Genomic DNA, 12,258 nt, shown 5'->3' on the forward strand with positions numbered 1-12,258 from the left:
ACTCATAGTAGAGGGAAAATTGGCGGCAAATTAAAGAATATGCTAAAATCCGAAGCAAAGCACTTTGATTTTATTGTCCATACAGGTGATTTTACATCAATCGAAGCAGCATTATCTATTGAAGCAATTTCAGGAATTCCTCTTATAGGAGTTTCTGGCAATATGGATAATGATGAAGTTCGCTCCCATTATCCATATAAAAAAACTCTATCAGTAGAAAAATTAAGGGTTGGAATCATTCATGGCTGGGGGCCTCCTTACGACTTGATAGAAAGGATAGACAAGGAATTTGAAGATGAAGACATCATAATATTCGGACATACACATATTCCATGCGAAAAGATTTTCAATGGAAAAAGATTTTTAAATCCCGGTTCTGCTTCCAATAATAGAAATGGGATAGGTGAAAGCATAGGAATTTTAGAAATAGACGGAAAAAAAGCAGACTTTAAAATTCGTTATCTTTGATTCTCAACTCACTTTTTTTCTTATCAAATCTCGATAATAGGCAGCTGTCTCAAAGTCGAGCATTTCAGCAGCGTTCTTCATCAGTTCTTCCAGTTCAGGTATGGATTTTTTCATATCCTCCTCTTCTCTGCTCATTACTTCTTCCTCACAGGGTATTTCATAATAGTCTCTTTCACACATCTCTCTTACTGTTTCAGATATTTCTTTTTCAATGGACTTTGGCTCGATTGAATATTTCTTATTATACTCTTCCTGTATATGGCGTCGCCGCTGCATTTCGCTGATAGCCCTTTCCATTGAACCGGTTATAGTATCTGCATACATTATTACCTGTCCATTTATGTTTCTTGCCGCTCTGCCAGCAGTCTGTATGAGAGATGTTTCAGACCTTAAAAAACCTTCTTTGTCTGCATCAAGGATTGCAACCAATGTAACTTCTGGAATATCAAGCCCCTCTCTTAAAAGATTTATTCCTATCAATACATCGAATTTATCCATTCTAAGATCGCGAATAATTCTAATTCTGTCCAAAGTATCAATTTCAGAATGAAGATATTTTACCCTAATTCCTGCTTCCCTATAGTAGTCTGTCAAGTCTTCAGCCATTCTTTTTGTCAAAGTCGTAACAAGAATCTTTTCTCCTTTGGCAGTCCTTTTTCTTATTTCTTCAAAAAGATCGTCAACCTGATTTCTCGCCGGTTTTACAAGCACCTCAGGGTCGATAAGCCCGGTTGGACGCACTATCTGTTCTATGACTCTGCCTTGAGCCGCATTCAACTCATAAGGACCTGGGGTAGCCGAAACAAAGATTACATTTTTTATCCTTTCTTCAAATTCTTCGAATGTCAGAGGCCTGTTGTCAAGTGCCGATGGAAGACGAAAACCAAAATCGACGAGTGATTTTTTTCTGGAATAGTCTCCTCTATACATACCGCCAATCTGAGGCACAGTTACATGACTTTCATCTATTATAATCAAAAAATCCTCCTTAAAATATTCAAGAAGCGTATTTGGAGGTTCACCGGGCTTTCTTCCATCTAAATGCCTCGAATAATTTTCAATCCCTTGACAAAATCCTATCTCCTTGATCATTTCAATGTCGTATAAAGTTCTTTGCTTCAATCTCTGCGCTTCTAAAGTCTTCCCTCTTTCAAGAAACCATGCAACGCGCTCTTCAAGCTCCGCTGATATAGATTCTATTGCGGATTTCAATCTATCAGGAAAGGTTACATAATGGCTGTTGGGATGGATAGTAACAAAATCTGTCATTCCTTTTTTCTTCCCTGTCAAAGGGTCAAAGAGATATATTCTCTCCACTTCATCACCAAACAACTCAATCCTTACTCCGTCATCTTCATAGGCAGGAAATATGTCTATAACATCGCCTCTTACCCTGAATGTTCCTCTTTTAAAGTCTATATCATTTCTCGAATATTGGATATCTACGAGTTTTTCAGTTATCTCTTCTCTGGTCATTCTTTTGCCTACTGATGCAGAAAAATGCATTGCATCATAAGTTTCAGGAGAACCAAGGCCATAAATACAGGACACACTTGCCACAACAATGACATCTTTTCTTTCAAGAATTGCCCTTGTTGCTCTGTGGCGCATTTTTTCAATATCTTCATTTATAGATGTTTCTTTTTCAATATATGTATCTGTTTGGGGAATATATGCTTCAGGTTGGTAATAATCATAATAGCTGACGAAATATTCAACGGCGTTGTTAGGAAAAAAAGATTTAAACTCAGTGTATAGCTGAGCCGCCAGTGTTTTGTTGTGGGCAATTACAAGAGTGGGTTTTTGGACTGCTTCAATAACTTTTGCCACTGTATATGTTTTTCCCGACCCGGTAACTCCAAGTAGTACCTGCGCCTTAATATTATTAAGCACACCATTTGCCAATTCTTTGATTGCTTTTGGCTGGTCACCAGTGGGGAAAAACTTGGAATCAACTTTGAATGTTTGCTCAGGCATCCTTACAGATTTCATTGAGAACGAGTTTGATAGTATTTTTTAAACTTTCGTTATAAATAAATCCTGATGCGTTTTTATGTCCTCCACCTCCGAAATGAATCGCCACTTCCGAAACATCATATTTGTCATTTGAGCGAAGGCTTACTTTTGTCATATTTTCAGCTATTTCCTTAAAAAAAATGCTCACATCTATTCCTTCAGTTTCATTGATCCTGTCTATAAATCCCTCTGTATCATTGTTGTCTGCATTGGTTTTATTAAAATCTTTTACTGTTAAATAAGTCCAGCAAACTTTTTTATTTACAGTCGTTTTCAGGCGGGACAGAGCAATAGCGAGTAGGTGTTGTGAATTGATGCGTCTGTTTTCAAATATGTTTTTTGATATTTCCCTTACAGAAATACCTTTTTTAACAAGTTCATAACATACCTTGAAAGTTGATTTAGATGCATTGGAATATCTCAATCCTCCTGTATCAAAGAAAATTCCAGTAAAGAGGCAGGTGGCAATTTTTTCGTCAATATCCACTTTTAGATGTTTTACCAAATAATAAATGATTTCTGATGTCGAAGACGCTAATGGATTAATGATATTATTTTCCGGGTCATTTGGGTTTGTCTTATGATGGTCGATATAAAGAATTGGATATTTGATCTTATCCTTTTTTATTACATAGCCGTTTCTTTCAGGGCTTTCGCAATCGAGAATGATGGCGATATCATATTTATTATGTATTCTCTTCTGTTGCTTTATCCTGTCTGAATCAGGCAAAAATCTTAAGTTTTCAGGCAACGGAGAAAAATTTACGATTTCTGCATCGATTCCCTTTTTTTTGAGGAGATAATAAAAGGCAAGTTCAGAACCAATTGCGTCTGCATCAGGATTTCTATGAGTAGAAATAATGGCTGTACTGCATTTTTCAAGCAATTTTTCAACTTTTCTAAAATTATTTTTCAGCGTTTTCATCCTTCAAGGATTTTAAGATGTTATTGATTTTATCTCCATATTCAGCTGAAGAATCATAGACAAACGCCAATTGTGGTATTCTCTTGAGGACGAGATTCTTTTTAAGACATTTTCTTATAAATCCCGATGCGCTTTCAAGCCCCTTAATCAATTCTTCTTTATTTTCTTCTGTAACTGAGCTGAAAAAAACCTTTGACAATGAAAGGTCTTTGGTCGTTTCAACAGAAGTTATTGTAACCATGCGTATTCTCGGGTCTTTTACCTCTCTTGCAATGATTATAGAGATTTCATCTCTTATAAGAGAATTTACTCTATCAATTCGGCTGAACATTGTTTTTATCTGTTAAGAATATTCTTTGAGTTATAAAATTTCCCTTTGGCAGTCTATAATGCGTACATTTCCATTCAGTTCTATGTTATTTATGATCTTATCAATCATACTTTCTACCAATTTTCTGCTGCTGTTGACGGCTGCAATGCCTAACTCACACCTTTGCCACAAATCCTGGTCTCCTACTTCAGCTATCGATATGTTGAATTTGCCCTTGATTTTTTCTTTTATACTTCTCACAATCTGACGCTTAGTCTTCAAAGATCTGCTTCCGGGTATCAGCAGGGTTATTTTTAAAACTCCCACTGTCATAGAAAGGTATCCGTGTGACTAAAGTTTTCTTTTAACTTCTTCCCTTACAAAAGCTTCTATAATATCATCAACCTTTATGTCATTGAAATTTTCAATTCTTATTCCACATTCATAGCCCGCGGGGACTTCTTTTACATCATCTTTAAATCTCTTCAAAGAGGCAAGCTTCCCTTCATAAATTATTACATTATCTCTAACTAATCTCACATTTGAATTTCTTTCAATCTTACCATCAAGCACATATGAGCCGGCAACTTTACCAACTTTACTGATATGAAAGACTTCTCTTACCTGAGCTCTTCCTATTTGCTGCTCTTTTATCCTTGGTTCAAGAAGACCTTCCATAGTAGATTTCATTTCATCAATCAAGTCATAGATAACAGTATAGAAGTGCATATCAACCTTTTCTTGTTCAGCCAAAGCAACTGCTTTTGCAGAAGGCCTTACATTAAACCCGATGATGATGGCATTGGATGCAGAAGCAAGTATCACATCGCTTTCATTCACTCCACCTGTTGCAGAATGTATAATTTTGACTTTGACATCGCTGGTAGATAATTTATTCAAAGAATCCTCTATTGCCTGTGCTGACCCGTGTACATCGGTTTTGAGAATTATCCTCAGTTCTTTGGCTATACCGCTTTTTATCTGCTCTGAAAGTTCTTCAAGAGTGATTTTTTTTGCGGCACTGAAAGAAGCTTCCTTTTTCTTCTGTAAGCGCATAATTGCCATTTGTTTTGCTGCTTTCTCATCTTCCGTCACTGTAAAAGTGTCTCCTGCTTCGGGAACACCTGAAAATCCCAAGACCATAACCGGCATTGATGGTCCTGCGGAAAGAAGTCTTTTCCCCTTATCATCGAAGAGAGCCCTCACTTTACCACTATTCGTGCCAGCTATAAATGGGTCTCCTATTCTGAGTGTTCCTTTTTGTATGAGTACAGTAGCAACAGGTCCTCTTTTTTTATCAAGTTTTGACTCAATTATAGTGCCAACAGCTCTTCTCTTCGGGTTGGCTTTTAGTTCAAGAAGCTCAGCTTGCAGTAGGATTAGTTCAAGAAGATCATTAATGTTGATTCTTTTCTTGGCTGAAATATCTACGAATATTGTGTCGCCACCCCACTCTTCCGGAACGAGTCCAAGTTCAGAAAGTGCAGTCCTTACTTTTTGAGGGTCGGCATTCGGTTTATCAATTTTATTGACAGCAACGATAATAGGCACACCAGCCGCTCTTGCATGGTCAATAGCTTCCTTTGTCTGAGGCATAACACCATCATCAGCCGCAACGATAAGCACAACGATATCAGTTACTTGCGCCCCCCTTGCTCTCATAGCAGTAAAAGCATGATGTCCCGGTGTATCGAGGAAAACAATTGTTCCCTTTTCATGTTTAACATGATAAGCCCCAATATGCTGAGTTATCCCGCCAGCTTCTCCTGCAATTACATTCGTTTCTCTAATTGCATCCAAGAGTGATGTTTTTCCATGGTCAACATGTCCCATTATTGTAACTACTGGTGGACGAGGCTCGAGGTTTTCTTCTTCTTCCTCCTCTTCTAAAGCTTCTTCCTCCTCTAATTTGGCAATCTTTATTTCAGTATCATAGCTCATACCAATGAGCTCTATGGTATCCGAATCAAGAGACTGATTTATATTTGCCATAACTCCTAAGCCTATAAGCTTCCCCATCAACTCTTTAACTGGAACATTCATCTTTTCGGCGACCTCTTTTACAGTCGCACCCTCATTGATCTCTATTACTTTTTCTTTGGGCGCTTCTTCCTCTTTTTCAACTGCGCTTTTATCTTCTACAAGCGTTAATTGGGGTTTTTCAGCTTCCTTTGAAGGAGTTGGTGTCTCCTTTATGGCTTCTTCGGTTTTTACAGCTTTTTCAACTGAAGTACTCTCTGATCCCTTTTTCTCAATTTTTTCTTTCTTCTTTTCTATAGCAGGTTCGACGACAGTCAATTCAGCTTTCTTTGAAGGTTTCTTTTCTTCTTTCTCTTTTTTCCCTTTTTTACTGACTTTGGCTGCAGCTTCCTTCTTTACGCTTGCCGTCGATTTATCTTTTGCTGATTTTGGTGCCTTTTTTTCTTTTGCTTTTGTAGCCCTTTTAGCCGGTTCTTTCTTCCCTGCTTTTTTTGATGAATACATCTTCAAAACAAGTTCAACTTTCTCAGGATCCAGCACATTCATATGGCTTGTAACCTTTATACCTTCAGAATTGAGCTTTTCTATCAATTCAGCACTTTTTATACCAAGCTTTTTAGCTAAAGAATGTATTCGTTCTCCTTGCGCCATCTATCTATTCGCCTCTTTTTTTAAAGGGATTTCTTTGCTGACTCAATAATCTGCCTTGCCCTTTCCAGTCCCATTTCATTCACTTCAGCAAGGTCTGACTCTTTTGCTTTTGCGATTTCCTCAACATTAGAATACCCTGCTTCCACGAGAGCTTCAACAAGCTCATTATTTATACCTTTTATTGAAGCAACTGACTCTACTGCTGCCTGCTTCGTGTCATCTGCTTTGATGCCTTCTTTAACTTCTGTTTTAGAAAAGACATTTATTTTATATCCTGTAAGCGCAGATGCAAGTTTTACATTTTGTCCCTTCTTCCCTATTGCAAGAAACAGTTGTTCGTCCTCTACAATTACAACAGCGCTTTTATTTTCCTCGTCAACCTTCACAGACAAACATTGAGCTGGAAGAAGAGCATTCTTGATATATTCTTTGATATCCTGTGACCAGCGTACTATATCAATTCTTTCGCCGCTCAATTCCCTTACAACGCTTTGAACTCTACTACCCCTTACGCCTACACAAGCCCCCACTGGGTCAATGTCTTTATCATTACTGCTGACTGCAATCTTTCCTCTCCAACCGGGATCTCTCGATGATGAAACAATTTTGATTATTCCGTCTTCAATTTCAGGAACTTCATCTCTAAACAACTGTTCTAAAAATTCAGGCCTTCTTCTTGACAGCAAAATCTGAAGTTCTTTCTGAGTTTTTTGAACATCACAGATATAAACCTTTATTCTGTCTCCCTTTCTATATTTCTCTTTGGGTATCTGCTCTTTATAAGGCAATCTTCCTTCTGCCCTGCCAAGATCTACTATTATTGTTCCTTTTTCAATGGCAGATACTGTACCTACTATGACTGAACCTTTCAATTGCAAATATTCTTCATAGGCAACATCCTTTTCCGCTTCCCTCATCTTTTGAGCAATAACCTGTTTGACTGTCTGAATACTGACTCTTCCCAAATCGACATCTTCAAGTTTTGTCAAAAATTCTTCATTTTCTTCAATAGATTCATCAACTTTTTTTGCCTCTGAAAGGCCAATTTCACTATGGGGATCAGTAAGTTTATCATCGCTGACAACCTTTTTGATTGAATAAATGCTGAAATTTTCTTCCTCACTATTAAATTTCACCGTTAATTTACTGTTTTCATGGTATTTTTTTCTAACGACAGATATAATTGCGGTTTCAATTGCAGAAAACATAGTTTCCCTGTCGATGCCTTTCTCTTTAGCAATTTGGTCAATGATATGTATTAGTTGATTTTTCATACACCTAAAACCTTATTTCAAGATTTGCTTTAATAATATCATTATAACATACTGATATTACGGTATTATTTATATTTTTAATATTAACACAATTTTCAGTTATATCAACTACTTTCCCTGTAATTTTACTAATCTTTCCATCTTTTTCGCGATATGTTAGTAACACATTCTTCCCTTTGCAGCGCATAAAATCCTTTTTCTCCTTCAACGGCCTGTCCAGCCCCGGCGATGATACCTCTAATCTATAATCTATATCATCATATTCAACACTTAAAACAGCATTGAGTTGACTGCTCACTTCGGCACATTCGTTGACCGTTATCCCTCCCTCTTTGTCTAAAAATACCTTGATTAGAGGATGTTTTATATTCCCCGCAATCTTGATTTCAACTAATTCTAACTCTTCCTTTTTTATAATTGGAAGCAGTACTCTTTCAATGTCAGAAGATTCCATATATTGCAAATTCAATGTCATAAAAAAGAAAAGAGCGGGTACTCTCCCACTCTCTTGAACACAAAAAAATTTATGCTCTTTATGAATACTACAAGGGAGTCTTCAATGCAAGAGAAAATATTTTTCAAATCATTGAGAAAGGGAAATTTGTTTACTCGATAACTATCTCTTTGAGCTTCAATTGGATATGCTCTTCATTATTCCAGTTATTGATTTGAGGTGTATAAATTACGGAAAAATATTCATTTTCAGGCAAGATATCCTTTTTTTCAGCCATATTGAAACCTATTGCCTGTAAGGTATATCCATTTTGTGAAAGCAATAGTTTTAAATGTTTATCTCCCACTATGCGCGGCTCATATTTTACTGTAACATTTCTGGTAATAAAAACAGGTTGCTGATTCCCATAACCAAAGGGTTCGAGCATATCAAACTCATTTATAAGTTCCTTATTCATTTCATCGAAATCAATATCCATATCAATTTCTTCTTTTTTACGGAATGGAGAATCCACTTCATAATTAGATGCAATCTCACAAAGGGCATTTTTAAGATTGTCTAAATTTCTATAGTCCATTTTGAAACCTGCGGCAAAAGTGTGTCCCCCATATGATTCCAAGTATTTGCCGCACCTGTCAATGGAAGAATAAATATCAAAATTGACAGAAGACCTTGCAGACCCCCTACCCCCTTCTCCTATTATGACAACAGGTTTCAAAAATTCCTCCGTAAGTTTAGATGCAACAATTCCAATTACTCCCGGATGCCAATTATCATTATGAAGTATTATAATATTATTACCCTTTTCAATTTCCTCTTTCGCCATCTCCATCGCATCATTCATTATTCTTTTTTCAATATCCTGTCGAATATCGTTGTCTGCACAAATACTTGAAACTTTTGACGGTAAATTTCCATTGCTGCCTGAGGTAAAAAGTTCTACAACTTGAGAATATCCTAAAGGCACATCATCGCTATACTCATGTACTCGTCCTTCTGCGTTTATTACAGGAGCTATAATGAACGATATATGCCATGGCATTATCTTTTTGAAATGAAGCTCTTTTCTCTGCAGTAATTCATTTAAACCAGCATTGGAAGTAAGGTTCAGGTTTTTTAATCCTTTTTTCACAATCAATCTATTTTCGTCAAGAAGAGGAGCTATATCGGCAACTGTCCCCAATGCAGCAAATGCAAGAAGTTCTTCCTTCAGCTCACTATAAACTTCGCTGCCTAAAAGTTCTGTGCAGAATTTGTAAACAATTCCAGAAGCTGAAAGTTCTGAAAAAGGATATTCACAGTCTTCCTGTTTGGGATTAACAATGGCATTGGCATCAGGCAATTCACCTGATGGCAAATGATGGTCAAGAACTATTACAGACATACCAAGCTCTCTTGCAAGAGCTATTTCCTTGCAGTTGCTTATCCCGCAATCGGCTGTGATTATCATTTTAAAGCCCTTTTGTGCTGCGTATTTGACAGCATTTGTATTCAATCCATAGCCCTCTTTCAACCGTCTTGGGATATAGTATTCACATTTAGCTCCAATTTCTTTCAATGTTTTTAAAAGCATTACAACAGAACTCGTGCCATCGACATCATAATCTCCAAATAGAAAAATTTTCTCTTTATTTCTGCAAGCTTCCTTTGTCTTTTCCAAAGCAAGACCCATATCTTTCATTTTGAGAGCAGGATAAAAAAGCTCACTTCCGCCATAGAGAAATTTTTCAGCTTTCAGTACTGTATCGCATCCTCGATTAATGAGGATTTGGGCTGTAATTTTCGATATACCAAGACTTTCAGAGAGTTTTTTGGCTAACTGTGTATTGAGGGGATAAGTAATCCACTTTGTATTATTTTTCATTTGTCTTGTTTTTTTAAACTTTTAATATAATTTTGTCTCACTTCAATCAAAAATTCTGCCAATTCTTCGCTTCTATAATCAGGATAAGTCCATTCCAGATACTTAACACCTTTTTTTGTAAACATCAATGTTACTTCTGCATATATACCTTTGCCAAGATAAATCCTATGGCTGTAATTCTTTGTTGAAGCCAAAATTAGTTTGGAAGGCAGAATAAAACCGGGGTCGATATTGACTCTTCTATTGCCTTTGTCTGTTAAATAAGAATCCTCTATTTCATTTGTCTTGATTTTGATGTCAGGAAGGATTTCCTGCTCCACTGTTTTTTCAAATACTATGAGCTTTTTTTTTAGGTTGCAACCAAATTCTTCACAATAATAATCAGTGTGGTTGAATTTATAAATATTGCTTGAAAGCTCTATTTTACCAAATTCTTTTGTTAATTCATTCTCAGCATACTGTCTATCCTCTTCTCGTTCAAACATAAGCGCGCAAAAGAGTTTTGCTTTTACAACTTTATCTAAATTTATGTCTCCCATCGTATTTTACTTAATTGGTCTTTTATGTAGCGACCTCAATCATTATAAGGATTTTATCATTCAGTTTACATAACCTAAAGCTTTAAGACTTTGCAAAGTGTCTGTGTCTATATTAATTTTCTTTTCAGGTCTTATTTTTAAACAAGAACGAATGGCCTTTGACATTTCAAAATGCGCTTTTAACGCTTTTCGGCTCGTCTCCAGATAATCAGGTGCATTATCTACAATGGAATTTGTCTCTCTGGAATCGTCAAGGAGATCGAAAAGCTCCTCCTTCTCGGGTTTATGATACTTGATGTATTTGATATTATTGAATATTACCGATTCTTTAAAATTATCAATGCTTATTATAGGTTCCGGTATCAATCCCTCTTCTCCAACCTTCCATAAAGAAGCTAATGATTCTGCCCTTAAACACTCTTGGTTTATCTTAATTCCGCAAAGATCGAGAATTGTGGGCATAATTCTTTGTGTTGATATGGGTACTGTTATATTTTCTTTGACGGAGGAATTCGGAAGTTTAATCATTAGAGGAACAAAGAGCAATTCATTGTATAATGTATGCATATGTTCAACACCACCGTGTTCCCAAAATTCTTCTCCATGATCACTTGAAAAGATAATCAATGATGAATCATACAAACCACTTCCTTTGAGATATTTGATTAGACGACCAATGTAATCATCAATATAAAGCACCTCACCTTCATAAAGGCGCTTTATCCATTTTTTCTGAATAGGAGAAGGTATATATTTTTTGTTGCGAATTTTTTCTGCAGTTTCACGGTCATAACTGATCCTGTCTTTTGCATTTGGTTTTTCTTCGGGTAAATATTTTTCCGGCGGTGTATAGGGAGCGTGAGGGTCAAAATAATGAATCCATAGAAAAAAATTTTTATCCTTATTGGCTTCGATCCATTGCTTGGCAAAAAAAGTAGAATAATCCGTTGAAATATCAAAATGCCATTTTAGTAATGGTAGTTTTCTTAATATTCTTGGTCCCACGGAAGAAGGAAATGGTCTTGGAAAATAGTAATAATCATCAAATCCCTGCAGCAAATTATAAATAGGTTTAAGAAAAGGACTCCTAACAATCGCAGCAGTCTTGTATTTTTCTTCTTTCAAGTATTCAGCTAAAGTCATAAATTTATCAGAAAGACCTGTGTTCAATTTCAGTGTTTGGTGCACAGTTGGAGAAACGCCGGTTTGGATAGACGTCAATGAAGGCAGCGTCCAAGATGAAGGTGATATGGCATTTTTGAAAAAGACACTATCTCGCGCCAATTTGTCGAGATTTGGAGTTTGTATTTCTTTATTCCCGTAACATGAAAGCCCATCGGCGCGCAGAGCATCAGCAGTGATTAAAAAGATGTGTCTAATTTTTTTATTACGGTCGCTATAATATTTGGAATTATCAGATACCCTTAGCGCAAAAAAGATGGAAGAAGAAGTCGAAATAATCATCAGCACCGACAATAATGAAACTATAAAAAGGTTATCACCAATTCTTTTCAGATAAAAGAAAAGATAAGTAACTGTTAGAACAATTATACAAATGACATAAACATAAATGGGTTTAGATAATAATGGAGATACAGATGAATATTTGTTCACCCATAAAAAAATCATTGTTTCAAAACTGAGTAATGGCAAAGATAGAATCAAAGCCTGAAGAAGGAGTTTTATTTTACTATCTTCCCTCAGCATGCTTACGGCAAAATAAGAAAAATGCAGTTGGATTCTTAGATAATGCGTGAAAAGTAGTAATTCTAAAGCA

At 36.3% G+C, this 12,258-nt stretch carries 11 protein-coding genes; 1 reads left to right on the top strand and 10 read right to left on the bottom strand.

Features of this window, described 5'->3' with window-relative positions:
* Positions 1 to 468, top strand: a 468-nt coding sequence (locus D6734_01505; protein ID RMF97681.1) for a YfcE family phosphodiesterase, incomplete at its 5' end; no start/stop codon positions are given.
* A gap of 3 nt (positions 469 to 471) precedes the next feature.
* On the opposite strand, the gene uvrB is transcribed toward D6734_01505, so the two are convergent.
* The 10 genes from uvrB to D6734_01555 all read right to left on the bottom strand — a co-directional run bounded on the left by uvrB (position 472) and on the right by D6734_01555 (position 12,188).
* The gene (gene uvrB, locus D6734_01510) at positions 472 to 2,445 is read right to left on the bottom strand and encodes an excinuclease ABC subunit UvrB (GenBank protein RMF97682.1); all 1,974 of its coding nucleotides are present in this window, start codon (positions 2,443 to 2,445) and stop codon (positions 472 to 474) included.
* Positions 2,438 to 3,409, bottom strand: a complete 972-nt coding sequence (locus D6734_01515) for a bifunctional oligoribonuclease/PAP phosphatase NrnA (GenBank protein RMF97683.1) — start codon at positions 3,407 to 3,409, stop codon at positions 2,438 to 2,440. Before D6734_01515 ends, uvrB begins: the two co-directional genes overlap by 8 nt.
* A complete protein-coding gene (gene rbfA, locus D6734_01520; GenBank protein RMF97684.1) occupies positions 3,390 to 3,740 on the bottom strand; it encodes a 30S ribosome-binding factor RbfA in 351 nt (116 codons plus the stop codon). Before rbfA ends, D6734_01515 begins: the two co-directional genes overlap by 20 nt.
* A 30-nt stretch (positions 3,741 to 3,770) precedes the next feature.
* The gene (locus D6734_01525; GenBank protein ID RMF97685.1) at positions 3,771 to 4,052 is read right to left on the bottom strand and encodes a DUF503 domain-containing protein; all 282 of its coding nucleotides are present in this window, start codon (positions 4,050 to 4,052) and stop codon (positions 3,771 to 3,773) included.
* Between the two features lie 18 nt (positions 4,053 to 4,070).
* A complete protein-coding gene (locus tag D6734_01530) occupies positions 4,071 to 6,350 on the bottom strand; it encodes a translation initiation factor IF-2 (GenBank protein ID RMF97686.1) in 2,280 nt (759 codons plus the stop codon).
* A gap of 20 nt (positions 6,351 to 6,370) precedes the next feature.
* Entirely contained in the window at positions 6,371 to 7,624 is a 1,254-nt protein-coding gene (gene nusA, locus D6734_01535; protein RMF97687.1) for a transcription termination/antitermination protein NusA, read from the bottom strand.
* A 4-nt stretch (positions 7,625 to 7,628) separates the two neighbouring features.
* Positions 7,629 to 8,099, bottom strand: coding sequence for a ribosome maturation factor RimP (locus tag D6734_01540; GenBank protein RMF97688.1), 471 nt, complete (start codon positions 8,097 to 8,099; stop codon positions 7,629 to 7,631).
* Positions 8,100 to 8,229: 130 nt separating this feature from the next.
* Positions 8,230 to 9,942 carry a single-stranded-DNA-specific exonuclease RecJ gene (recJ, locus tag D6734_01545; protein ID RMF97689.1) on the bottom strand — a complete coding sequence of 571 codons (1,713 nt, stop codon included), beginning with the start codon at positions 9,940 to 9,942 and terminating at the stop codon, positions 8,230 to 8,232.
* A complete protein-coding gene (locus tag D6734_01550) occupies positions 9,939 to 10,481 on the bottom strand; it encodes a DUF4416 family protein (protein RMF97690.1) in 543 nt (180 codons plus the stop codon). The genes recJ and D6734_01550 overlap by 4 nt, the downstream gene beginning before the upstream one ends.
* A 60-nt stretch (positions 10,482 to 10,541) precedes the next feature.
* Positions 10,542 to 12,188, bottom strand: coding sequence for a hypothetical protein (locus D6734_01555; protein ID RMF97691.1), 1,647 nt, complete (start codon positions 12,186 to 12,188; stop codon positions 10,542 to 10,544).
* Positions 12,189 to 12,258: the final 70 nt, after the last annotated feature.

It is taken from the genome of Candidatus Schekmanbacteria bacterium (genome assembly GCA_003695725.1).
Taxonomy (GTDB): domain Bacteria; phylum Schekmanbacteria; class GWA2-38-11; order GWA2-38-11; family J061; genus J061.

Excerpts from the sequence above, each read along its gene's own strand:
- D6734_01555 (RMF97691.1), bottom strand. The coding sequence starts at position 12,188 with ATGCTGAGGGAAGATAGTAAAATAAAACTCCTTCTTCAGGCTTTGATT.
- D6734_01540 (RMF97688.1), bottom strand. The coding sequence starts at position 8,099 with ATGACATTGAATTTGCAATATATGGAATCTTCTGACATTGAAAGAGTA.
- recJ (RMF97689.1), bottom strand. The coding sequence starts at position 9,942 with ATGAAAAATAATACAAAGTGGATTACTTATCCCCTCAATACACAGTTA.
- D6734_01530 (RMF97686.1), bottom strand. The coding sequence starts at position 6,350 with ATGGCGCAAGGAGAACGAATACATTCTTTAGCTAAAAAGCTTGGTATA.
- D6734_01515 (RMF97683.1), bottom strand. The coding sequence starts at position 3,409 with ATGAAAACGCTGAAAAATAATTTTAGAAAAGTTGAAAAATTGCTTGAA.
- uvrB (RMF97682.1), bottom strand. The coding sequence starts at position 2,445 with ATGCCTGAGCAAACATTCAAAGTTGATTCCAAGTTTTTCCCCACTGGT.
- nusA (RMF97687.1), bottom strand. The coding sequence starts at position 7,624 with ATGAAAAATCAACTAATACATATCATTGACCAAATTGCTAAAGAGAAA.
- D6734_01525 (RMF97685.1), bottom strand. The coding sequence starts at position 4,052 with ATGACAGTGGGAGTTTTAAAAATAACCCTGCTGATACCCGGAAGCAGA.
- D6734_01550 (RMF97690.1), bottom strand. The coding sequence starts at position 10,481 with ATGGGAGACATAAATTTAGATAAAGTTGTAAAAGCAAAACTCTTTTGC.
- rbfA (RMF97684.1), bottom strand. The coding sequence starts at position 3,740 with ATGTTCAGCCGAATTGATAGAGTAAATTCTCTTATAAGAGATGAAATC.